25 protein-coding genes and 1 pseudogene are annotated in these 20,316 nt (G+C 65.1%); 15 read left to right on the top strand and 11 right to left on the bottom strand.

Features of this window, described 5'->3' with window-relative positions; translation table 11 throughout:
• Positions 1-177: 177 nt before the first annotated feature.
• The 9 genes from VGN68_RS18880 to VGN68_RS18840 all read left to right on the top strand — a co-directional run bounded on the left by VGN68_RS18880 (position 178) and on the right by VGN68_RS18840 (position 4,444).
• Positions 178-471 (top strand): DUF3606 domain-containing protein, encoded by a 294-nt coding sequence (locus VGN68_RS18880; RefSeq protein ID WP_287408512.1) that lies wholly within the window; start codon positions 178-180, stop codon positions 469-471.
• On the top strand, positions 468-734 hold the full coding sequence (locus VGN68_RS18875; protein ID WP_287408514.1) for a hypothetical protein: 267 nt from the start codon (positions 468-470) through the stop codon (positions 732-734). Before VGN68_RS18880 ends, VGN68_RS18875 begins: the two co-directional genes overlap by 4 nt.
• A gap of 43 nt (positions 735-777) precedes the next feature.
• Positions 778-1,398 carry a retropepsin-like aspartic protease family protein gene (locus VGN68_RS18870; protein WP_287408515.1) on the top strand — a complete coding sequence of 207 codons (621 nt, stop codon included), beginning with the start codon at positions 778-780 and terminating at the stop codon, positions 1,396-1,398.
• Positions 1,399-1,473: 75 nt separating this feature from the next.
• Positions 1,474-1,917, top strand: a complete 444-nt coding sequence (locus tag VGN68_RS18865) for a hypothetical protein (RefSeq protein ID WP_287408516.1) — start codon at positions 1,474-1,476, stop codon at positions 1,915-1,917.
• A 10-nt stretch (positions 1,918-1,927) separates the two neighbouring features.
• Positions 1,928-2,587: an SOS response-associated peptidase family protein gene (locus tag VGN68_RS18860; protein ID WP_287408518.1), complete on the top strand. Its 660-nt coding sequence runs from the start codon at positions 1,928-1,930 to the stop codon at positions 2,585-2,587.
• A 60-nt stretch (positions 2,588-2,647) separates the two neighbouring features.
• Entirely contained in the window at positions 2,648-3,322 is a 675-nt protein-coding gene (locus VGN68_RS18855; RefSeq protein WP_287408520.1) for an SOS response-associated peptidase, read from the top strand.
• Positions 3,322-3,501: a DUF6961 family protein gene (locus tag VGN68_RS18850; protein ID WP_287408522.1), complete on the top strand. Its 180-nt coding sequence runs from the start codon at positions 3,322-3,324 to the stop codon at positions 3,499-3,501. The genes VGN68_RS18855 and VGN68_RS18850 overlap by 1 nt, the downstream gene beginning before the upstream one ends.
• The gene (locus VGN68_RS18845) at positions 3,498-4,088 is read left to right on the top strand and encodes an alpha-ketoglutarate-dependent dioxygenase AlkB (RefSeq protein ID WP_287408524.1); all 591 of its coding nucleotides are present in this window, start codon (positions 3,498-3,500) and stop codon (positions 4,086-4,088) included. The genes VGN68_RS18850 and VGN68_RS18845 overlap by 4 nt, the downstream gene beginning before the upstream one ends.
• An 80-nt stretch (positions 4,089-4,168) precedes the next feature.
• Complete coding sequence (locus VGN68_RS18840) at positions 4,169-4,444, top strand: HU family DNA-binding protein (protein WP_287408526.1); 276 nt, start codon at positions 4,169-4,171, stop codon at positions 4,442-4,444.
• 9 nt (positions 4,445-4,453) lie between these two features.
• Here VGN68_RS18840 and VGN68_RS18835 read toward each other — a convergent pair whose 3' ends face one another.
• Entirely contained in the window at positions 4,454-4,876 is a 423-nt protein-coding gene (locus VGN68_RS18835) for a VOC family protein (protein ID WP_287408528.1), read from the bottom strand.
• A 346-nt stretch (positions 4,877-5,222) separates the two neighbouring features.
• On the opposite strand from VGN68_RS18835, the gene VGN68_RS18830 reads away from it, so the two are divergent.
• On the top strand, positions 5,223-6,137 hold the full coding sequence (locus tag VGN68_RS18830) for an endonuclease (protein WP_327478935.1): 915 nt from the start codon (positions 5,223-5,225) through the stop codon (positions 6,135-6,137).
• 14 nt (positions 6,138-6,151) lie between these two features.
• Entirely contained in the window at positions 6,152-6,310 is a 159-nt protein-coding gene (locus VGN68_RS18825) for a hypothetical protein (protein ID WP_327478933.1), read from the top strand.
• 284 nt (positions 6,311-6,594) lie between these two features.
• Here the strand turns inward: VGN68_RS18825 and VGN68_RS18820 are convergent, their stop codons facing one another.
• The 5 genes from VGN68_RS18820 to VGN68_RS18800 are packed head-to-tail and all read right to left on the bottom strand — an operon-like array spanning position 6,595 to position 11,130.
• A complete protein-coding gene (locus VGN68_RS18820) occupies positions 6,595-6,978 on the bottom strand; it encodes a nuclear transport factor 2 family protein (RefSeq protein WP_287408534.1) in 384 nt (127 codons plus the stop codon).
• Positions 6,979-7,009: 31 nt separating this feature from the next.
• Positions 7,010-7,300 (bottom strand): hypothetical protein, encoded by a 291-nt coding sequence (locus VGN68_RS18815; protein ID WP_287408535.1) that lies wholly within the window; start codon positions 7,298-7,300, stop codon positions 7,010-7,012.
• The gene (locus VGN68_RS18810) at positions 7,297-9,828 is read right to left on the bottom strand and encodes a cbb3-type cytochrome c oxidase subunit I (protein ID WP_287408537.1); all 2,532 of its coding nucleotides are present in this window, start codon (positions 9,826-9,828) and stop codon (positions 7,297-7,299) included. The genes VGN68_RS18815 and VGN68_RS18810 overlap by 4 nt, the downstream gene beginning before the upstream one ends.
• Positions 9,825-10,772, bottom strand: a complete 948-nt coding sequence (coxB, locus tag VGN68_RS18805; protein WP_287408539.1) for a cytochrome c oxidase subunit II — start codon at positions 10,770-10,772, stop codon at positions 9,825-9,827. Before coxB ends, VGN68_RS18810 begins: the two co-directional genes overlap by 4 nt.
• Positions 10,765-11,130 carry a c-type cytochrome gene (locus VGN68_RS18800; RefSeq protein ID WP_287408541.1) on the bottom strand — a complete coding sequence of 122 codons (366 nt, stop codon included), beginning with the start codon at positions 11,128-11,130 and terminating at the stop codon, positions 10,765-10,767. The genes coxB and VGN68_RS18800 overlap by 8 nt, the downstream gene beginning before the upstream one ends.
• A gap of 158 nt (positions 11,131-11,288) precedes the next feature.
• Between VGN68_RS18800 and VGN68_RS20560 the strand changes: the two are divergent.
• Positions 11,289-11,666 (top strand): annotated as a pseudogene (locus VGN68_RS20560) (c-type cytochrome); the annotation flags it as partial.
• An 85-nt stretch (positions 11,667-11,751) separates the two neighbouring features.
• Here the strand turns inward: VGN68_RS20560 and VGN68_RS18790 are convergent.
• On the bottom strand, positions 11,752-12,354 hold the full coding sequence (locus VGN68_RS18790) for a cytochrome b (RefSeq protein ID WP_327478996.1): 603 nt from the start codon (positions 12,352-12,354) through the stop codon (positions 11,752-11,754).
• Between the two features lie 56 nt (positions 12,355-12,410).
• Entirely contained in the window at positions 12,411-13,070 is a 660-nt protein-coding gene (locus VGN68_RS18785; protein WP_287408546.1) for a cytochrome c oxidase assembly protein, read from the bottom strand.
• 134 nt (positions 13,071-13,204) lie between these two features.
• Here VGN68_RS18785 and VGN68_RS18780 point away from each other — a divergent pair, with 134 nt between their 5' ends.
• Together VGN68_RS18780 and VGN68_RS18775 are read left to right on the top strand one after the other, a co-directional pair.
• A complete protein-coding gene (locus VGN68_RS18780) occupies positions 13,205-13,663 on the top strand; it encodes a DUF2231 domain-containing protein (protein WP_287408547.1) in 459 nt (152 codons plus the stop codon).
• Positions 13,660-15,006 carry a PQQ-dependent sugar dehydrogenase gene (locus VGN68_RS18775; protein WP_287408549.1) on the top strand — a complete coding sequence of 449 codons (1,347 nt, stop codon included), beginning with the start codon at positions 13,660-13,662 and terminating at the stop codon, positions 15,004-15,006. Before VGN68_RS18780 ends, VGN68_RS18775 begins: the two co-directional genes overlap by 4 nt.
• Here the strand turns inward: VGN68_RS18775 and VGN68_RS18770 are convergent, their stop codons facing one another.
• The 3 genes from VGN68_RS18770 to VGN68_RS18760 are packed head-to-tail and all read right to left on the bottom strand — an operon-like array spanning position 15,007 to position 19,006.
• Positions 15,007-15,612, bottom strand: coding sequence for a DedA family protein (locus VGN68_RS18770; RefSeq protein ID WP_287408551.1), 606 nt, complete (start codon positions 15,610-15,612; stop codon positions 15,007-15,009).
• The gene (locus tag VGN68_RS18765) at positions 15,609-17,921 is read right to left on the bottom strand and encodes an FdhF/YdeP family oxidoreductase (RefSeq protein ID WP_327478922.1); all 2,313 of its coding nucleotides are present in this window, start codon (positions 17,919-17,921) and stop codon (positions 15,609-15,611) included. Before VGN68_RS18765 ends, VGN68_RS18770 begins: the two co-directional genes overlap by 4 nt.
• 2 nt (positions 17,922-17,923) lie before the next feature.
• Entirely contained in the window at positions 17,924-19,006 is a 1,083-nt protein-coding gene (locus VGN68_RS18760) for a catalase family protein (RefSeq protein WP_327478920.1), read from the bottom strand.
• Positions 19,007-19,245: 239 nt separating this feature from the next.
• Here VGN68_RS18760 and VGN68_RS18755 point away from each other — a divergent pair, with 239 nt between their 5' ends.
• Entirely contained in the window at positions 19,246-20,295 is a 1,050-nt protein-coding gene (locus tag VGN68_RS18755; protein ID WP_205626795.1) for a flavodoxin family protein, read from the top strand.
• Positions 20,296-20,316: the final 21 nt, after the last annotated feature.

Genomic DNA, 20,316 nt, shown 5'->3' with positions numbered 1-20,316 from the left:
GGTGGATGTCCGGGTAACGCTGGCTCGCTTCGAAAGTTCCGCGCCGCCCCGGCCTCGGCACCCCCGGAATAACCTGTGTTAATCCGAAAATTTTCTCGGGAACGCTTGCCGTCGTCGGCGCGTCATTCGGGGTTGAGAGCGCCACTCCGCTCAACCGGCGGAAGAGGTATCGAAGCCATGGTGCCGACAGAATCGCGGCACAGACAGGCGCAGATTGACTGCGCCTTCTGGGCCGGGCCGCAGCTCCCGCGCGGCCCGGCTTCGCGAGCGCAGATACAGGAGACCATGATGGCGGATGACAAGAGACTGACGGGCGCCTCCGATCGCGATCGGATCAGCCTTTCCGAAGATTATGAAGTCCGCGATTGGACCGAGAGCCTCGGCGTGGGCGAGGATGAACTTCGCGAGGCCGTCGATGCTGTCGGAAACAGCGCGGACGCCGTGCGCATCTATCTGAACCACGGCCGATGACCTGGGACGCTGCAGCAACGTCTCCGGTGGAGCGGATAGCCAGGGTCCTTGCCGGACATGAGCTCAGCCGGAACGGCGAAGGCGAACTGCAGTCGGCGGCCGATGCCGTCGATATGCTCTGGCCGGAGTATACCGCCGCGGCGCTCGCTATCCTCAAGACGATGCGGGAGCCGAGCGGGCGCATGCTGGCTGTCGGGGATGCCGGGGTGTGGGAAAGAATGATCACCGCGGCGATCGAGGACGAGACGATCTCCGAGAGCTGATCGTTCAGCCACGCGACACGAGGCCGGTGGTAAAGCGGCCGATATGCCTCTCACCACCGATCTCCCTTGGGAGCAACTCGCGATCTATGCGGCTGGCGCCGCGCTCGTCTTGATCCTGCTGTTCAAAATCCCCTATGTCGGCCGCGTGCTGCGCGGCCTGTTCTCCTTCGCGCTTCTCGCCTTCGCGATCTTCCTCATTCTTCAGCACGCCCCCTTCGATCCGAACCTCGGCCGCCTCACCGCGGCGATCGGTCTCGATCGACAGCAGGTCGTCGGCAGCGAGGTGCGCATTCCGATGTCGCGCGACGGACATTTCTGGGTCGATGCCGAAATCAATGGCGTCAAACGAAAGATGCTCGTCGACAGCGGCGCCACCGTGACGGCGCTATCGCAGGAGACCGCCCGCGCAGCCGGGGTCGAGGCCGATGCAACGCTGCTGCCGCTCCTGATGCAGACCGCGAACGGGACGGTGCGGGCCGAGCCCGGAACGGTCGATGCGCTCGCGGTCGGCGCCATCGGGGCACGGCGGCTAAAGGTCGTGATCTCACCCGCGCTCGGCAATACGGACGTGCTCGGTATGAATTTCCTGTCCCAGCTCGCCGCCTGGCGCGTCGAGGGCCGCACGCTCTTCCTTGTTCCTCAACCCGCCGCAGTTGACCCCTGATCGACACAACGCAGATTCGCATTTGTTCCATTTTTGTTCTATAGTGCATGACCGAATCGCAGCGAAAGACCGGCCATGGGCAACGTAATCCAGTTCGACAGATCCGAAGGTGACGACCGCATCCGCGGCCATGCTGCCGCCAATGATTTTTTCGCACCCGGCGGTTTTCTCGCCGCGATCAATGGTGTGCATATCACCGGCGCGCATCTCGCGCGCGCGATCGAGACGATCCGGCATCTTGTGGTGAAGAGTCCGAACGACATTGCGGAGCATGGCCGTCTGCTTGAGCGTTTCGCGCGCGAGCATCGGCTCGGTGACCATGGCGGCGCCGCGCTCCACGCGCGCGCAATCGCCCTCGATCGCTGGGCGCAGGAGTTCGACCCGTTCGGCGAGTGCGACATCAGAGGCTTCTACGCCGCCGGCGGCAGCGCCCCGCTCGTCGAAACCGAGATCGGTCTCGGTTTCGAGCCGGCGAGCTTTGCGAAACAAGTCCAAAAATGGACGAAGATTTTCGCCTGAAGCTCGAGAGATGAGCCGCCTCTACACTCTTGCCGCCACGGCTTCGGACGTCGCCGATCATTTTGGCGCCGGCGGCTTTACCGATATTGCCGTTCCCTCGGAGACGATCGAGGCCCTCCCCGGTCTCGTCGTCCACGAAACGAACGGCCGACGGCACCTTCGCCAGATGCTCTGGGGCTTCCCGCGCCTCACCCGCGAGATGCGGCTGCGCGGCGATCCGCCGGGCCGCATCGGCCTCGTCGCCGATCTCACCAACCCGATGTGGGAAGGTCTCGTCGTCGAGCCCAGATATCGCTGCCTCATTCCGCTGACGCACTTCGCGAACCCCAACGGCTCGCCCGGCGAGAAAACCCGCAGCTGGTTCTCGGCCGAAGGCCAGCCGATCATGGCCTGGGCCGGCTTCGCCAAGAACACCCCCGAAATGGGTCCCGTTTACGCCGGCATGACGATGGACGCGAACGAGCTCGTCCATCCAACGAACGACCGCATGCCTGTCCTCCTCATGCCCCATGAATATGAGCGCTGGCTCCACGGCTCGATCAAGGATGTCATCGGCTTCCAATTTCGCCCACCCCCGCCCGCGGAAAACTTCGTCGTCGAACATACCGACGATCTCTGGCGCAGCGGGAAATTGCCCCCTAGCGCGCGGCCCCAGCAAGCGCTGCTTTAATAGAGCGCAATTGCCGCCAGCGTCCTTCCTTCCCGGCCCGATCCTGATAGACTGACGTCCATGTGCAATCTCTACACCGAGCGCAAAAGCGCGGCCGAGGTCGCGGCGCATTTCGGCGTCGACCTGCCCGTCCAGCCGTTCAACAGCGCCGAGGATGTCTATCCCGGCTATTCGGGAATGGTCGTCCGCGAAGAGGAGGGAAAGCGCGTCCTTCAGTCAATGACTTGGGGTTTCCCGCGCCACTCGAAAAGCAAGAAGACGGGCCTGCCCAACAAGCCAAGTCCGACGAACAACGCACGCGACGATCAGCTCTTCAATCCTTATGGCATGTGGAGCGAATGGTTCGCCCGGCCGGCGCATCGCTGCCTGATCCCCTTCACCGCCTTTGCCGAGGCCGTCGGTGAAAAAGGCGCGATGACGAAGACCTGGATCAGCGTCAGCGATCAGCCGCTCGCAGCCTGGGCGGGACTCTGGCGCCCCACCGACGAATGGGGCGACGCCTATACCGGCGTCATGGTGGACGCGACCGAGGAACTGCTCGATATCCACGACCGCATGCCGGTCATCCTCCGTCCCGAGGATCATGAGACGTGGCTGCACGCGCCCGCCGACGAAGCGTTCGAACTCGTGCGCAAATATCCCGGCGACCGCCTCGTGGCCCAGCATAGCAGCGACCCATGGAGCAACCGCAGCAAGACCTTGCCTCAACCGCCCGTGATGCCGACCCTGCTCTGATGTTCACCGAGGAGCGCCATCTCTGGGCCTGCGCGCTCGCGGTCGAGAAGCAGCATGGAGCGGGCGCGCCGCGCTTTGTCGCAGCGCGCATCGGCGCGCTCGCACTCGTGGGCGATAATGCGGGCGTCGGGCGCTGGAAAGCGATCGCGGCGAAACTGGACGCACTTGCAAGGGCATGAAACACGGCCCTGTCAGCAAAAGCGCCGCGGCGCAGGCCGATCTGTTCGGCCGCGCACGGCTTCCCGGTCTGGAAGAAGCCGAAGCCTTCATCACGGAAGCCGAGGAAGCGGCGCTCATAGCCCATATCGAACATGCAGGGCTCGAGGCATTCAAATTCCAGCGATGGGAGGGCAAACGCCACACCCGCTCGTTCGGATGGAGCTATGATTTTCAAACGGGCGTTTTCGCGCGCGCGGCACCGATCCCCGACTGGCTCGCGCCCATGGCTGCTCGCGCTGAGCGTTTTGCAGGACTTCCGCCCGGCGCCCTCGCGCAGGCGCTGTTGATATCATACGGCCCCGGGGCCGGCATCGGCTGGCACAAGGACCGGCCGGTCTTCGAGCATGTCGTCGGCATTTCGCTGGGAGCAGAGGCGACGATGCGTTTCCGGCGCCGCAGTCACGACAAGTTCGACCGCTTCGCACTGCCGCTCGCACCGCGCTCGATCTATCACCTCGCCGGCGAAGCGCGGCACGTTTGGGAGCATAGGATCGCGCCGATCGAGGAGGCGCGCTGGTCGATCACCTTTCGCAGCCTCGCGAGATGATCGCAATAGCGGAGGACGATGTTCGCTCCTATAGAAGCCGCCCGGTCGGCGAGGGGCCGACCGAATAAGGGAGATATTGAATGAACCATGCCGACCTTTCGGACGCAGTGGCGACGATGCTCGGAACCAGCAAGGCCGACGGCAAGAAGGCGGTCGACGCCGTGTTCGCCGCGATCGCCAACGCCGCCGCAAAGGGCGAAGAAGTTTCGGTGAACGGCTTTGGCAAGTTCAAGGTCAAGGAAAGCGCAGCCCGCGAGGGCCGCAACCCTTCAACCGGTGAGACCATCCAGATCGCCGCCTCGAAAAAGCTCGGCTTCGGCGCGGCCAAGGCCGTCAAGGATCGCCTCAACGGCTAAGGCCCGACGTCAGGCGCCGAAGGTCACATGGCCTTCGGCGTCGATCGGCCAAGCCGGATTCCACGCGATTTCCCAAGCATGATCGTCGGGATCCGCGACATAGCCCCGATAGCCGCCATGCGGCGGCGCGTCGCTTGGCCGCAGCACCCGGCCGCCTGCAGCTTCCAACGCCGCGACCACCGCATCGACCTCTTCTGCCGTCCCGACATTATGCGCGAGCGCGAAAGACCCCGGGCCGCCGAACGAGGTCCGCGTCATGTCTTCGGCGAGCTTTGCTTCAAGCCATGTGCCGAGGATGAGGCCATTCATCTGATAGAAGGCGATTTCCTTGTTCGCGAAGACCGGCGTCCAGCCAAAGCCCTCGCTGTAGAAGCGGCGAGACCTGACGAGGTCCGCGATCCCGAGCGTCACGACCGCAATCTGCTGCTGCATGCACCTGTCTCCGCTATAGTCCCCTCGACAACGACAAGGGGGCAGGCTTGTTCCCGCGAGCGTGAGTCTCCCAAAGTCGTTCTCCCCAACAAAAGCTCGTGGGGACCGCGAAAGATATCCAACGGGAGCATGTATGCACGAAGTTCAGAGAGCCGGAAGACAATTAGTAAAGTTGATCGAGATCAACACGATATGACAGATCGTTCGGAACAAATCCTCACGCGCGCGCATTCTTGTTTTGCCTCGTCTCTCACCCTGGTTCCCGGGAGACGAGGCTCCCTCCCGAGCTGTTATTCCTGCCAACGAATTGGTTGAAAGCGTCCGGCGTCGCGGCCAGAAGCGCTCGATGAACCAGCGCCTCCTCTTCATCGCCGCTTCGCTCCTTTCGCTCAGCGCTTGCGCAGGGGCCGAGCAAGCCCCGCAGCATCCTCAGCTCGCAGTCCCGCACGACCGGTCGCTCACGCTGACGAGCTGGAATCTCGAATTTCTTGCCGAGCGGAACGGCGACGGGTGTCAGCCGCGAACCGACGCCGACTATGCCGCCATGCGACAAATTGCCGACGGCCTCGACGCAGACGTGATCGCGTTTCAGGAAGCGGAGAGTGTTGCGGCGGCGGAGCGTGTGTTTGATCCCGCCCGCTATGCCATCGTCATGGAAGAGCGCGCCGGCGCACCGAGCGGGACCTGCGGCGGCGAGCACAAGTCGCAGCGCGTCATTCGCCAGGCAGTCGGCTTCGCGATCCGCAAGACCATCGCGTTCGACCGCCACGCCGATGTGACCAGTCTGGTGCTCGGCAATCCGCAGCTGCGCTCGGGGGTCGACATCACCCTTCGACCGGCGGGCGCGAGACCCCTTCGCCTGCTTTCGATTCACCTCAAGTCGGGCTGCTTTGCCGGAGATACCGCCAAAGCGTGCCCGATCCTCGCAGAGCAGGTACCCGCGCTCGAGGCGTGGATCGATGCGGCTGCCGAAGCGCCCGTGCGCTTCGCCGTGCTCGGCGACTGGAACCGCAGGCTTGGCCTTGAAGGCGACCGCATCTGGTCCGAGATCGACGACGGTACGCCGGCGAACGCAGACCTCCGGCTTGCCGATGCCGGCACGCGGCCGAAGTGCGATCCGCCCTACGACAGCTTCATCGATCATATCGTGCTCGACCGGCGCGCCGGCGCGGACATGCTAAGCTTCGCCGAGACGCTCTACGGGAAAGACGTCAAACATTATTCCGATCATTGTCCTGTATCGGTGTCGCTTGCCCGATGACGGGAAGAACCACCATGGACCAAGAACTCGTCGAAGCGCTTGAATTTCTGCTCGGCCGCGATGACGACGGCGCCTTGTTCGATCGGGAAGCGCCGGACGGCGGATATCGTTCGCAAGGTCTCGAAAACGCGCTGAGGACGACCCGCCGCAAGCTTCGCGCCCGAACGGATTGACCTTGGCCGCAATGCCGCTGGCCCGCAGGGCCGAAAACCGCACTCTTGCCGGAGCCGCAGCCGGGGCGGGGTGCGCGCGGGAGCGGCGGGCCGGACGGGGCGGAGCAGCGGCCGGAGCCGCGCGCAGCGCGGCTTGCCCGCCGTGACAGCGCGCGCCCGCACCGGCAAGAAGCGAGGCAAGTGTGCAGGCGCGGCCGGACATCCGTGCGACCCCTGGCCGAGCCTGCGAGGCCAGAGCGCGCTCGACAGATGCCGCGCTCAACCTCGGCCGAAGCAGTCTCCGATCACAGCTCTGACGATGGACAAGCGGTGCATTGAGCGAGAATGATCTGCCAGCGGTCACCCTGCTGCTTCCAGAGACGAAGATAGGAGAAGGTAACGAAGAAGGTCGTGCCGCCATAGGATCCGGCGACATCGGTCGTCACGACGACGCTCGCCAGGTCACCATAGGGCCGAACGAGACGGTCGCCCCGAAAATCGAGTGAACTCAAGTCGAGCAGTCCCGAACGATGCGCCGCGATATCGTCGTCACGCGATCGCCTCACACCCTGTTGGTCGACGAAGATCATATCGTCCGCAAGCAGCTGCTCCAGCGCTTCGGCATCGCCGGCCAGCATCGCCGTACGAAGCGCTTCCTCGCATGCCGCTATCGCTTCGATCACCTGCATCCATTTCGCTCCCTCGGGCCGAACCGCCGTCCTATCGATCGATGAGCAGGACCGGCAAATATTGAAAGGCGATTCCGAGCCCGCCGAACGCCAGCGCCAGCATCGCGGCACGCCGCCGCCACCGGGCAAAGGGATCGCCGGGAGTTTCACGCGATACCGCTAAGAACATCCACGCCGCAGCGCCGAGAAGGACCAAGGTACAAAGCGATGCTACGAGGCGTACGCCGGTGCCACTGCCCCCGAACTCGGCAAGGAGGTAGAGAAGGAAGAAATGCACGGCCCACAGGATGAGACCGCCCATGATGATGAGCCAGCTCTTCATCCGCCAACGCCGACCAGTCGCGAAACGAGAGCGCCCGTCGCCCCTTGGGCCGCGGTGTAGACGAGAAAGAGCATCGTGAGGTCGATGCTGTTGTTTCTCGGCTGCGCGACAAGCCCCCGCACACCGCGCGCGGCGCAGTAGAGCGCCATCAGCATTGCGATCGCCGCCGCACAGGCCTGGAGAGCCAGCAGCGCGTAGGCGACGGCCCCCTGCCCGCTCGCGGTCGGATCGAGCCCGCTGCCCGACCAGCTTGCGTAATCCAGACCTAGCGCCGCACTTGATGCCGCTGCGGAGAACAGAAGCGCCATCACCGACCAGAATGGCGAGCGTCGAAGGACCGAGCGCGCTGCGAGCGCGAACCCGATCGCGGCAGCGTAGAGCATGAGCATCGATATCGCCTCGCCGAGCGGCGGCGGCGGCCGCCAGAAGCCAGGCTGGTTCGATGACAGGAAAGCAAGGCTGAACAGCGCCATGAGAAAGATCATGCCCATCACGACCAGCAGGATGATCATGGCCCACCAGCCATGGCTCGACGGGCCGGTGACATAGGTCGGGACGCGAATGTCGGCGCCGATGTCGACGCCCTCGATTTCGATCGGCCGGTCGGTTTCCCAAAGCCATCGCAGCACCGAGATCACCGCCAGCACGCCGCTGACCCATGCAAACAGATAGGCCTGCACCGTCAGCGCGAGAAAAAAGCCCGCGGTAAAGATCGCGGCGGCGAACGGCCATGGCGACGGCCCCGGCATGATTTGAAGATATTGGGGCTCGGCGAGCAGCGGGCTGGTAACGATCGTCTCGCGAAGGCCCGTCGCCGAGCGCGGCAGGAAATAGCGCCCCTTCTCGACCTCGTCGGCGAGCGCCGGGTCATCCCACAAGGGCTCGCGGCTCGTCACGACCGGGATCGAGCGCGTCGAGTATAGCTCGCTTGGGAGCCATTCGAGCGTGCCGCCGCCATAGACATTCCCGGCATTGCCCTCACCCGGCGCGAGCCGAAAATTGCGAGCCAGGTCGACAACGAAGAGGAGTACACCGAGCCCGAGCATGAACGCGCCGACCGTCGAGACCAGATTAGGCAGCTCAAGGCCCTGCCCCGGCAGATAGGTGTAGACGCGCCGCGGCATGCCCTGCAGCCCCGCCAGATGCATGGGCAGGAAGGCGACATTCATGCCGGTGAACATGAGGCCGAACACCCATTTGGCGAGCCGCTCCGACAGCGCGCGCCGGCTCACCATCGGGATCCAGTAATAGAAGGCGGCAAACAGCGGAAAGACCATGCCGCCGATCAGGACATAATGGAGGTGCGCGACGATGAAGTAGCTGTCGTGCGCCTGCCAGTCGAAAGGCACCATCGCCACCATCACCCCGGTCAATCCCCCGGTCACGAAAATGACGATGCTTCCCATCACGAAGAGGCCCGGAGCATTGAACTTCGGCTTCCCGATCGCGAGCGTTGCGATCCACGAAAAGACCTGGATGCCCGCCGGCACGCTGACGGCCATCGAAGCGGCGGAGAAAAAGCCCGTCGTCATCGGCGGCATGCCGGTCGTGAACATGTGATGCGCCCACACGCCGAAGCTGATGAAACCCGTCGCGATCATCGCGAGCACGATCAGCCGGTAGCCGACGAGCCTCTCGCCCGCGACGGTCGCGACGATCATGCTCATCATCCCGGCCGCGGGAAGGAAGATGATATAGACTTCGGGATGCCCGAAAAACCAGAAGAGATGCTGCCAGAGCAGAGGATCTCCTCCGCGCGTCGCGTCGAAGAAGGGCCAGTTGAACGCGCGCTCGATCTCGAGGAGCAAGGTGCCGAGAATGATGCTCGGAAAGGCGATCACGATCATCACTGCGAAGACGAGCATCGCCCAGGCGAAGATCGGCATCTTGTCGAGGCGCATGCCCGGCGCGCGCGTCCGCAGCACGCCGACGATGATCTCGATCGCGCCCGCGATCGCGCTGATCTCGATAAAGCCGATGCCGAGCAGCCAGAAATCGGTGTTGATCCCCGGCGAATAGGCTTTGGACGTCAGTGGCGGATACATGAACCAGCCGCCGTCGGGCGCGAGCCCGACGAAGATCGAGGCGAAGAAGCAGAGCCCGCCGACGGCATAGGCCCAGAAGGCATAGGCGGAAAGCCGCGGGAATGGCAGATCGCGCGCCGCGAGCATCTGCGGGAGCAGCAGCACGCCCGCCGCCTCGACCGCGGGCACCGCGAAGAGGAACATCATCACCGTGCCGTGCATGGTGAAGACCTGGTTGTAGGTGCCCTGCGGCAATATTTCGAGCATCGGCGCGGCGAGCTGCGCGCGCATCAGCAGCCCGAGCACGCCCGCCATCAGGAAGAAGAGGAAAGCGGTTCCGAGATAATAGATGCCGATATAATTATTGTTGACCGCGAACAGATATTCCCAGCCCTTGGGCTTGCACCAGATGCGGCGGAGGTCTTCCTCCTCTTCCTTCGGCCGCTCGTCCCTGGTCGGAAAGCGCTCGTAAAGCGTAGGATCGAAACCCGTTTCCGATCTCATTTGAGTGCGACCAGATAGGCGGTGAGCGCCTGCAGTTCCTCGCCGCTGAACTGGTGATAGGGGGGCATGCGGTTCGCGGGCTTGATCGCCTGGCTGTCGGCGACCCAGCCCGCCATCGTCCCGGGATTATTGGGCAATATGCCCGCACCAAGCGTCTTGCGCGAGCCGACATGGGTCAGATCGGGACCGGCGAGTCCCTGTGCCGGCGTGCCGCGGATCGTGTGACAGGCGGCGCAGCCGCTCGATAGAAAAAGTGCGAGCCCCTCGCCGCCCGCGCCGTCAGCGGGGCGGCGCGAAGCCTGCCACCGCGCAAACTCCGCCGGGGCGTGCGCCACGACCACAAACCCCATCAGCGCGTGCGGGCCGCCGCAATATTCGGCGCATTGCCCCTTGTAGACACCCGGCGCATCGGCCTCGATCAGCAGGCGATTGGTGCGCCCCGGGATCATGTCCATCTTGCCCCCGAGCCGCGGCACCCAGAAACTGTGGATGACGTCAGCGGCTTCGAGTTCGAGCAGCACGGGCTGCCCTACCGGAATGTGGAGCTCATTCGCATCGCGCAGCGTCTCGCGGCCCTGCTCATCCTGATAATGGACGCGCCACCACCACATCTCACCGATGATCTTGACGCGCATGGCGCCCTCGGGAACGCGGGCCGCCGAAAGCGAACTGGTGAGCAACAGGCCCCATACGAGCAGACCCGTGAGCACGACCGAGGGGAAGGCAAATCCCAGGATCCAGATCGCCTTCTCGCCGCCGAGCCGGTTCTTGAGCCGCGGCGATCCGCGCAGCGCGACCCAGAGCGCGGCAAGCACGATCGCCAAGATGACGGTGCCCCCGACAAGCAGTACCCAGGCAAGGAGGGTCACAGGCTCCGAATAAGGTCCGGCGGGATCGAGCACGGCGGGCGGCCAGCCTTCGGAAGGCAGCGTTCGCTCAGTCATCGAGGCTCAGCAGCCAGGCGGCGATGTCGTCGGCTTCGGCTCTTTTCATCGGTATCGCGGGCATCGCGGTCCTCGGCGCCATTGCCGGCGCGTCGGTGACGAAGGCGGCAAGTTGGGGCGCGCGATTAGGGAGGCGGCCAGCGATCAGCGGGCGGGCGCCGAAGCCCGCGAGCGGTGGTCCCACCCGCCCTTTCGGCCACGCGATCCCCGGCAAATCATGGCAGGCGCCGCAACCGAGCCGTGCCGCTGCGTCGCGGCCGCGCGCGACGGCGTCCGTATCGGCGGGTGCCGTTTCGACCGGCGCGGGCGCGCAGGCGCCAAGCAGCATCAAGACCGAAATCGCAGCGCCCCCTTTCATAGCCGTTCACCGTCCTTGTTTCACTTTGGGAACCACCTCGCGCAGCCATTGGTTCCCGATGCGTGCGCAAAGCCCCGCTTCTCCTCCTCTTGCTTCTGCCAGCATGCCATGCGCCGGCACTGCCCGATCGGTTTCGCGCGACCGGAGAGACGATCGCCATGAGCGGCGGCGACGCGGGCGCCGAAGCGGCCTGCTTCACCTGTCACGGACTGAAAGGCGAAGGCGACGGGCGCGACACGCCGCGCCTCGCGGGGCTCGATGCGGGCTATCTCCACCGGCAGCTCGACGATTATGCGAACGGTCGCCGCGAGCATCCGGCGATGCGCGCGATCGCCCGCAAGCTCAGCGACAACGACCGCTCGAAAGTGTCGGCTTACTACGCGGCGCTCCAGCCGGTAGCCTGGCCTGTCGATGCCGGAAATCCGGCGGGCGCCCGCCTCTACGACGAGGGCGATCCCGCGCGCGGGCTCCCGTCCTGCGCCTCGTGTCACGGTACCGCCGGCGGGGGCGATGCCGCCAACCCGCCGCTTGCCGGTCAGCCCGCCGCCTATATCGCGGGTCAGCTTCGCGCCTGGCGCGAGGCGAGACGCTACAATGATCCGCTTGGCGAAATGCGCCGTGTCAGCCGCCTGCTCTCGCCCGCCGAGCTGGCGGCGGTGTCCCGTCATGCGGCGTCGTTTCCGCTCCGTCCTCCGGAAGCTCGGGCAACATCCCCCGCAATACATCGTGCCGATCCCAGAAATGATGTTTCAGAGCCGCGCCCACGTGCAACGGGATCATCGCGACAAGAAGAATGATCAGCAGCGCGTGGATGCCTTCCGCCCAGTCGAGAATCCACCATTGGAATCCTTTATCCAGACTGTCGAAGGGCATGTGCGGCCAGGGAACGATCCCCACGACTTCGAGCGGCTCGCCGCCGACCACCGACCACATCGCCCAGCCGGAAAGCGGTAGACCGAAAAAGCAGACGTAGAAGAGGATGTGCGTGACATAGGCCGCCACCGTCTGCCAGCCGAGGCGGTCGGCATCGTTGACCGGTCCCGGCACGATCATCCGCCAGATCGCGCGGAGCGCGGCAAGCACGAGCATCAGCAGGCCGAGTTCGGCGTGAACCCGAAACGCCTCCAGCTTGTCGCCGCCCGCATCGATGCGGCTCATTCGCCAGCCCCAGCCGAGCTGGAACAGGATGAGCGCAGCCATCGTCCAATGGAATATCTGACCCACAGGCGAATAGCGCCCGTCAGCGGCATAACGCGCCGCCCACGCCTTGATCGCCTCGATCACCCTGCCACCCGCGGCGGCTCGCCGAGGAGGTGCCAGCCCGTCCAGAGCGCCGCGCCGAGGTAGAGAAGTGCGGCGGGCGCCCACATGATGAGGCCCGCGAGTTGCTGATCTTCGAGCGGTCCCAGGCCCCATGCCATCGTCGTCGCAAGATGGGGCGCGTAAAGCGGTGTCCCCGCGAAGGTGATGAGCGCCCCGAGCAGACCCATCTGCACCATCATCGCTAGCAGGAGGCCGATCGCGAGCGGCGGCGACGATGATCGGAGCGACGCCCAGAATGCGGTCGCGGTCGCGAGCAACGAAAGCTGCATCAACCAGAAAGCACCGTCACTCGCCAAAGCGAGCGCATAGGGCGTCGGCGCATGCCAGACCCAGAAGGCGAGGATGTGCGCGGCCGCCCATAGCGATGCACCGCCGCGCGGCCGAAGCCGCGGCAGGCCGAACGCAAACAGCGGAGCCGCGACTGCGGTCAGGATGATATGATGCGCGACGCGCACCGAGAAGAGCGCGGACGAAAGAGCGCACAGCGGCGACACGAACAGCAGGACGATCAGGGCTAACCCGGCCCAAAAAGGGCCGCGGGCCTGCTGCCGCATCGCGATCAGCGCCGCAGCGACCAGCGCCGCCAGCAGCCAGGGATCGAGATTCCAGCGCGTCACCCAGTCTCCCGGGATCGGCGCGGGACCGCAATAGGGTATCGAGGCAGGATCCATCGAATTGCCAACGTCGCGCCCTGCGCGCGGGTTCCGGGAAACTATTGGGCGGTCGGCGCATTATCCAGACGGGGGCCCGCATGGAGATCAATATGGCAACGGCCCCATCGCCTCGTATCGACCCCGCCTATCGCCGACACGCCCCCCATCCGCTGCACACCATTCTCCTCGCCTTTCCCGTCGCCCTGTTCAGCAGCGCGCTCCTTTCTGACATCACCTATCTCAACAGCGGCGAGATGCAGTGGAGCAACTTCTCGGCCTGGTTGATCACGGGCGGGCTGATATTCGGGGCTCCCATACTCCTGTGGTCCGCCATAGCCCTTTTCCGTGGCCGGAAGCGGCCCACGTGGACGCCCGCTCTTGCCTATTTCCTGCTGATCCTCGTCATGTGGATCGCGGGCCTCATCAACGCCTTCAAGCATAGCCAGGATGCCTGGAGTTCGGTCGGCACGACCGGCGTGACACTCTCGGTCCTATCCACGCTTGCAGCGATCGCCGCCGCCTGGCTTCTCCACGCCGTAAAGGAGCACCGCGCATGAACCGCCAGACCTCCCTCGGCCTCGTCGCTGCGGCGGCGCTGGCGGCCGCGCTCTCCGGCTGCGGCAAAGGGGATGAAAAGCTCGACCAGACGGGTGCCAGCCCGAACCTGCCGAAGATCGACGAGACGCTCGTCCCGCCGATGAAGATCGCCAAGCCTGCAGGCTGGAACGGCGAGCTTCCCACCGTTCCCGCCGGCTTCACGATCACGCCGGTCGCCACCGACCTCAAGATTCCGCGGCAGATCCTCATCCTCCCCAATGGCGACATTCTCGTCGCCGAAGGGTCGGGCGGCCATGCACCGAAGCTCCGCCCGAAGGACGTGATCGCGGGCTATATCAAGAGCCTCGGCAAATCGCCGGTGAAAGGCGGCGACCGCATCACCTTGCTTCGCGATACGAATGGCGACGGCAAACCCGAACTTCGCACCAGCTTCATCGAGGATCTCGACGCGCCCTACGGCCTCGCGCTCGTCGGGAACAACCTCTACGTCGCCAATCAGGGCGCGCTGCTGCGCTTCGCTTATACGCCGGGCGCGACGCGTATCGCCGGCAAGGGCGAGGAAGTGACCAAGCTTCCGGCGGCGATCAATCATCACTGGACGAAATCGCTCGCCGCGAGCGCGGACGGAACGAAGCTTTATGTCGGCATCGGCTCGAACAGCAACATCGGCGAGCGGGGGATGAACGTCGAGGAAGATCGCGCTGTCGTCTGGGAAGTCGATGCCGCCACCGGCGCGAGCCGCATCTTCGTCTCGGGCATCCGCAACCCGACCGCCCTCGCCTTCGAGCCATCGTCGAACATCCTCTGGGCAGTAGTGAACGAACGCGACGAGCTTGGCGCCGAGCTGGTGCCCGATTATCTGACCTCGGTGCGCGAGGGTGCATTCTATGGCTGGCCCTACAGCTATTGGGGACGCCATCCCGACCCGCGCGTCCATCCGCAAAAGCCCGAGCTCGTCAAAACGGCAGTCACTCCCGATTACGCGCTCGGGTCGCATGTGGCGCCGCTCGGGCTGAGCTTCGCGACCGAGGGCGGTCTCCCCGGATATGAAACGGGCGCATTCGTCGGAGAACATGGCAGCTGGAACCGCCAGACTCTCGCCGGCTACAAGGTCAGCTTCGTCCCCTTCGCGAATGGACGTCCTGCCGGCAAGCCGAAGGATTTCGTGACCGGCTTCATCAAGGACGGCAAGGCGCGCGGCCGCCCGGTCGGCGTCACCTGGGACCCGACGCGCGGTGCCCTCTGGATCGCCGACGACCTTTCGAACACGGTGTGGCGCGTCACCGGCCCCCGCGCACTCGCGATGCGATCGCCGGTTTCCCCGGCGGCCGGTCAGAAATAATCAGCTGGCGCCGCCCGGCTTGAAGCGGATCACGCGCCAGACATAGTAAGCGAAGAGCGCTGCCATGATTGCGGTACTCACCGGGCCGACCCACGTCTCGACGCCCTCGAAACGCTCGGCGAGCAGATAGCCCGCGATGGCGAGTGCCCCGGTCCAGACGCCTGCGCCGAGCCCCGACAGCAGGAGGAAGCGCGTCGGCGGCATCGCGAAGATGCCCGCCGGAATCGAAATGAGCGTACGAAGTCCGGGAATGAGATGGGCGACCGGCACCGCCCATGCGCCGTGGCGGCAGAACCAGCGCTCGATACGCGCGATATCGTCGCCACTGAGCGTGATCCAGCGCCCGTGACGATCGGCCCAGCGGCGAAGCCGCTCGTCGCCGATCCTGCGCGCGATCATGTACCAGAAGAGCGCTCCCAGAAGGGTCCCGGCCAGTCCTGCGGCGATCACCAAGGGCAGGCTGTAGCGTCCATCGGCGGCGCCGAAGCCCGCGAGCGGCATGATGACTTCCGACGGGATCGGCGGGAAGACATTTTCGAGAAACATGAGAAGGACAATGCCGGCATAGCCCATCGTCTCGACGAGGTCCGTGATCCAGTCGGTCATGCGGCGGCTCCCTCATCGCGATTCCCTCGGACGATCCGCACCGGCACCGATTTGGCGGCGGGCACATGGCTCTCCTCGGCATGATGATCGAGCGGCATCAGCAGATTGCATTCGGGATAATAGGCGCCGAGGCAGCCGCGCGGGATCGCATAGGGGGTCGCGATCAGACCATCGCGTCGGCGTCGCCTCCCGTCGCCGGCGTCGCTCTCGAGCGCGACGATCTCGCCTTCGGCGATCCCGGCCTCCGCCATGTCCTCGGCGTTGATGAACAATATGTCGCGCGTTCCTTTCACGCCGCGAAAGCGGTCGTGATAGCCATAGATCGTGGTATTAAACTGGTCGTTCGAGCGCAGCGTCGTAAGCCGGAACCGGCCCGGGACATCGGCAAAGCCTGCAGCGGACAGCCCGGAAGGCGCATGAAATTCGGCCTTGCCGCTCTTCGTTTCCCAGACGCGTTCGGCGGCCTTGTTGCCCTTCCAAAAGCCGCCGGGCGTGAAGAGCCGCCGCTCATAATCGCGGAAGATGTCGGGATAGGTCTCCGAGATCGCCGCGCGGATGCGGCTATAGTCCGCCACCCATGCGTCCCAGTCGAGCCTGGGATTGGGTGGCAGGATCTGCTTCGCGATTGCCGCGACGATCGCGGGTTCGGACAGGAGATGCGGGCTCGCGGGCGGCGCCTTGCCGCGCGACCCATGAATGCAGCTCGTCGAGTCCTCGACCGAGACGGCCTGCGGTCCGCTCGCCTGGACGTCGCGCTCGATCCGGCCGAGGCACGGCAGCAGGAAAGCCTGCTTGCCCGGGAAGAGATGGTTGCGGTTGAGCTTCGTCGCAATCTGGACCGAGAGGTCGAGGCTGGGCCAGGCGGCTTCCATCGCTTCGGTTTCGGGTACGGCCCGCAGGAAATTGCCACCCAGCCCGACAAAGCCCCGCACCGAGCCATCGATGATGCCGCGGCAGGTGCCGACCGTATCGAGCCCTTTCTTGCGCGGCGCGGTGAAGCCATATTGCGCCTCGAGCCGCTCGACAGGCACGAGCTCGGTCTTTTCGGTGATGCCGACGGTGCGCTGCCCCTGCACGTTCGAATGTCCGCGCACCGGCGTCGGGCCGGCGCCGGGCTTGCCGATGTTGCCGCGCAGCAACAGGAGATTGACGACCATGCGGACATTCTCGACGCCCTTCACATGCTGCGTCAGTCCCATGCCGTAGATCGCCATGACCGCGCCCGCGCCCGCATAGACACGCGCCGCCGCCTCGAGGTCGGCGCGCGGCAGACCGGTTTCGGCCTCGATGTCGCCCCACTCGGCTGCCCGCACCGCATCGGCGAATTCGTCGAAGCCGACCGTATGGCCGGCAAGAAATGCATGATCGAGCACTTCGGGCTTGCCGGCGGCGCGCGCCTTTTCGTCCCACAACAATAGATATTTGGCGATCCCGGTCATCGCCGCGATATCGCTGCCCGCGCGCAGCTGGTGATATTGGGTCGAGATGGACGTTTCCGTGAGGGTCAGCATCTCGGCCGGGTTCTGCGGATCGGTGAAGCGTTCTAGGCCGCGCTCGCGCAAGGGGTTGAAGGTCACGATCTCGACCCCGCGCTTTCGGCAGGCGCGCAAATTATGGAGCATGCGCGGCGCATTCGAGCCGACATTCTGACCGAAGAAGAAGATCGCGTCGGTCTTATCGAAATCCTCGATCCGCGTCGTGCCGACCGGCACGCCAAGCGCCGCCTTCAACCCGACCGACGTCGATTCATGGCACATGTTCGAGCTGTCGGGGAGGTTCTGGTTCCCGTACATCCGCGCCATGAGGCCATACATATAGGAGGCTTCGAGACTGGTCCGGCCCGAGGAATAAAAGGCGACCGCGGCGGGATCGAGCGGGCGCAGCGCGGCGCCGATCGCGTCGAAGGCCTCTTCCCAGCTGCAGGCTACATATTTGTCGGTTGCCGCATCATGGCGAAGCGGATGCGTGAGCCGCCCCTGCTGCTCGAGATCGTAATCCGTCCAGCCGCGCAGCTCCGACAGGCTGTGCTTCTCGAAAAACTCCGGCGTCGTGCGGCGTCGCGTCAGTTCCCAGGCGGTGGCCTTCGCGCCTTCTTCGCAGAATTCGGCGGGATGATGATCGGCGGGCTTGGGCCAGGCGCAGCTCACGCACATGAAGCCTTGCGGCTTGTTCTGGCGTAGCAGCTCCCGGTACCCGCGCGCGTCGATGCGCTCGCGGGTCAGGATATCGGCGAGCGAGCGGACCGATCCCCAGCCACCCGCGGGCCCGCCGAAGCTGTAGATATGAGGCCGGTCGCCGCGCTGCCCCATCGTCAGACCGTGACCCGCGATGGCTCATGATAGGGGCAGGCGTTGAACGCGGCGCGGAAGTCGGCGCTGTGCCGGTAGGTGTCGCGCCGCGCGCGGTTGATGTTGCCGAGCGGACGGTGCGCCTCGAGCCCGGTCCAGACCGAGAAGCGCATCGCCTCGTCGACATGCGAACGGCGGCTCGCCTCCCAGCTGTCCTGCACACGGGCGCGAAGAAGCGCGACGCGGCGGAACGGAAAGGCCTCCTCGTCCCATTCGACCGACGCATCCTCGACCGGCTGCTTGGCCAGGTCATGGCAGAGCTGGACCCGAAATTCCCAGAGCGCGTCGAACGCCGAAAGCTCGCGGCGCAACTCTTCGCGGATCGCATCCTCGCGCCCCGCGACGTCGATCGTCCGGCCGGTCAGCGCCGTCATTTCAGGCGCGAGCGGGGCGAGGCTGAACTTTGCGATATAATCGCCGAAGCGGAAGGCGGTCGCCGAATAATAGGTCTCGCCGAGCGGCTCGCTATTCGGCGCACCCCCGAGCGTATCGACCGCGGCGGGTGCATCGAGACCGACAGCCGCATAGGCGTGATGCACGCCGCGGAGCGCCGCCGATACGACCTTCTTCGTGCCCTCGAGGCGGTCGGTGGTCTTCGCGAGCAGCTTGAGGTTCGCGAGGAATTTGTCGGCGGTCTTCGCTTGGAAGATCGGGCCGTTGACGAGAATGAAGTCCTGCGCGCCGCCCTCGGCGCCGGCGAGCCGCGCGCCCTCCGCATCCTCGACCTTGATGGCGATACCGCGCGGCAGGCTGATCGCGTCGGGCAGGATATCGCCGGCATTGGTCGAGATACGGATCCAGGCGCGGTGCGCGCCCGGCACTGCGAACAGCCCTTGCGCCAGCTCATCGGGAAGGCCCTCGTCAACGACGAACTCGGCTTCGAGGATCGCGTGGGCCTTGGCATGAACCGCGCGCACGGCGTGACCATAATCTTCCGACGTCTTCTCGAGGATCGTATCGAAGGCCGCGTTGATGTCGGCGATCGTCTCTGCCTCGTCGGGCAGAGGGGTCTCGATAGCGGGGGTATAACGCACAGGGCTGGACATTGTCGTTCTCCATATCCCCGCTCCGGCCGGCTGGCCGCCTGCACTCAACGAGCGATAAGCCGGATGGATGCGGGCGGTTCGAAAAAGCCGTGGAGGCAAAATGGCGCGTCACGTCGCGCCAACGAAATCCGCCGGATAAGAAACCCGTTGCTTGCTAGGCGCGTGAGGCAACCGCCGGGCTTGCCGACCGTTTGCAGCCCATGGCCAAGTCCCTTGCCGTTCCGGCAGCCCGAAAAGGCATGCCCAGCCCCAAGCTGCGCAAGGCCGAGTTTCTCGCCCGCTATCTCGAGCAGTTTCGTGACGAAGGCTTCGACGCGGTCCGCGGCGAGCTAGATGGCATCGCAGCGATCGCCTGGGAGGCTTATCGCGACGAGCGCAAGAGTCCGCAAACGCGAAAGGCCGGCAAGGGCTTCGCCGACCCCGACTATGACCTCTCGATCGACTGGCTCGCCGCCCACGCGGCCGTCGAAGAGGCACGCAAGGTGCACGCGCGGGGAGATGGCCCTTGCCGCATCCTCATCGTCAACGGATCGGCGCGCTCGGAGCACACATGTCCCGGCGAAATGTCGAAGAGCTGGCGTATCGCGCAGATCGCCAAGCGCGTGTTCGATCAGAAGGATTTCGAGGTCGAGATGCTCGACCTTAGCCGCCTCAATTCCGAATATGGCCGCAATATCCACCCCTGCAAGGCCTGTTACTCCACCGCCGCGGCGCTCTGCCATTTCCCGTGCAGCTGCTATCCCAATCATTCGCTCGGCCAGACGCAGGACTGGATGAACGATATTTATCCGATGTGGATGCGCGCGCACGGCGTCTTCCTGATCTCGCCGGTCAACTGGTTCATGGCGAGCTCGCCGATCAAGCTGATGATGGACCGGATGGTGTGCATGGACGGCGCCAACCCCGACCCATCGTCGACCCATGGCAAGGAGGCGGGGGAAGCGAAGGCACTCGAACTCGCCGGCTGGGACTATCACCGCGAACTGGAAGGGCGGCTGTTCGCCGTTGTCGTGCACGGCGATGTCGAGGGCGCCGAGAATGTCCGCCGCTCGCTCTCCGACTGGATGACGTCGATCCATATGGTGCCCGCGGGTCCGCGCGCCGAGCTCGATCGCTACATCGGCTATTTCGAACCCTATGCGACGAGCCACGAGGCCTTCGACAGGGACAAGGCGATGCAGGGCGAGGTCCGAAATGCCGCCTTCACCCTTCTGGAGGCGGTGCGCGCCAAGCGCGCCGGCACGCAGGTCGCGGCAGGATCAAAACTGAAGCAGCCGCGCGACAAGTGAAGCGGCGCCCCGGCGCCCTGC

Origin of the sequence: Sphingopyxis sp. (assembly GCF_035998965.1) — a bacterium.
Taxonomy (GTDB): domain Bacteria; phylum Pseudomonadota; class Alphaproteobacteria; order Sphingomonadales; family Sphingomonadaceae; genus Sphingopyxis.
Note: the sequence above shows the minus strand (reverse complement) of the source record. Positions and strands in the feature narration are given on the sequence as shown.

Excerpts from the sequence above, each read along its gene's own strand:
- VGN68_RS18880 (WP_287408512.1), top strand. The coding sequence starts at position 178 with ATGGTGCCGACAGAATCGCGGCACAGACAGGCGCAGATTGACTGCGCC.
- VGN68_RS18875 (WP_287408514.1), top strand. The coding sequence starts at position 468 with ATGACCTGGGACGCTGCAGCAACGTCTCCGGTGGAGCGGATAGCCAGG.
- VGN68_RS18870 (WP_287408515.1), top strand. The coding sequence starts at position 778 with ATGCCTCTCACCACCGATCTCCCTTGGGAGCAACTCGCGATCTATGCG.
- VGN68_RS18865 (WP_287408516.1), top strand. The coding sequence starts at position 1,474 with ATGGGCAACGTAATCCAGTTCGACAGATCCGAAGGTGACGACCGCATC.
- VGN68_RS18860 (WP_287408518.1), top strand. The coding sequence starts at position 1,928 with ATGAGCCGCCTCTACACTCTTGCCGCCACGGCTTCGGACGTCGCCGAT.
- VGN68_RS18855 (WP_287408520.1), top strand. The coding sequence starts at position 2,648 with ATGTGCAATCTCTACACCGAGCGCAAAAGCGCGGCCGAGGTCGCGGCG.
- VGN68_RS18850 (WP_287408522.1), top strand. The coding sequence starts at position 3,322 with ATGTTCACCGAGGAGCGCCATCTCTGGGCCTGCGCGCTCGCGGTCGAG.
- VGN68_RS18845 (WP_287408524.1), top strand. The coding sequence starts at position 3,498 with ATGAAACACGGCCCTGTCAGCAAAAGCGCCGCGGCGCAGGCCGATCTG.
- VGN68_RS18840 (WP_287408526.1), top strand. The coding sequence starts at position 4,169 with ATGAACCATGCCGACCTTTCGGACGCAGTGGCGACGATGCTCGGAACC.
- VGN68_RS18835 (WP_287408528.1), bottom strand. The coding sequence starts at position 4,876 with ATGCAGCAGCAGATTGCGGTCGTGACGCTCGGGATCGCGGACCTCGTC.
- VGN68_RS18830 (WP_327478935.1), top strand. The coding sequence starts at position 5,223 with ATGAACCAGCGCCTCCTCTTCATCGCCGCTTCGCTCCTTTCGCTCAGC.
- VGN68_RS18825 (WP_327478933.1), top strand. The coding sequence starts at position 6,152 with ATGGACCAAGAACTCGTCGAAGCGCTTGAATTTCTGCTCGGCCGCGAT.
- VGN68_RS18820 (WP_287408534.1), bottom strand. The coding sequence starts at position 6,978 with ATGCAGGTGATCGAAGCGATAGCGGCATGCGAGGAAGCGCTTCGTACG.
- VGN68_RS18815 (WP_287408535.1), bottom strand. The coding sequence starts at position 7,300 with ATGAAGAGCTGGCTCATCATCATGGGCGGTCTCATCCTGTGGGCCGTG.
- VGN68_RS18810 (WP_287408537.1), bottom strand. The coding sequence starts at position 9,828 with ATGAGATCGGAAACGGGTTTCGATCCTACGCTTTACGAGCGCTTTCCG.
- coxB (WP_287408539.1), bottom strand. The coding sequence starts at position 10,772 with ATGACTGAGCGAACGCTGCCTTCCGAAGGCTGGCCGCCCGCCGTGCTC.
- VGN68_RS18800 (WP_287408541.1), bottom strand. The coding sequence starts at position 11,130 with ATGAAAGGGGGCGCTGCGATTTCGGTCTTGATGCTGCTTGGCGCCTGC.
- VGN68_RS18780 (WP_287408547.1), top strand. The coding sequence starts at position 13,205 with ATGGAGATCAATATGGCAACGGCCCCATCGCCTCGTATCGACCCCGCC.
- VGN68_RS18775 (WP_287408549.1), top strand. The coding sequence starts at position 13,660 with ATGAACCGCCAGACCTCCCTCGGCCTCGTCGCTGCGGCGGCGCTGGCG.
- VGN68_RS18770 (WP_287408551.1), bottom strand. The coding sequence starts at position 15,612 with ATGACCGACTGGATCACGGACCTCGTCGAGACGATGGGCTATGCCGGC.
- VGN68_RS18765 (WP_327478922.1), bottom strand. The coding sequence starts at position 17,921 with ATGGGGCAGCGCGGCGACCGGCCTCATATCTACAGCTTCGGCGGGCCC.
- VGN68_RS18760 (WP_327478920.1), bottom strand. The coding sequence starts at position 19,006 with ATGTCCAGCCCTGTGCGTTATACCCCCGCTATCGAGACCCCTCTGCCC.
- VGN68_RS18755 (WP_205626795.1), top strand. The coding sequence starts at position 19,246 with ATGCCCAGCCCCAAGCTGCGCAAGGCCGAGTTTCTCGCCCGCTATCTC.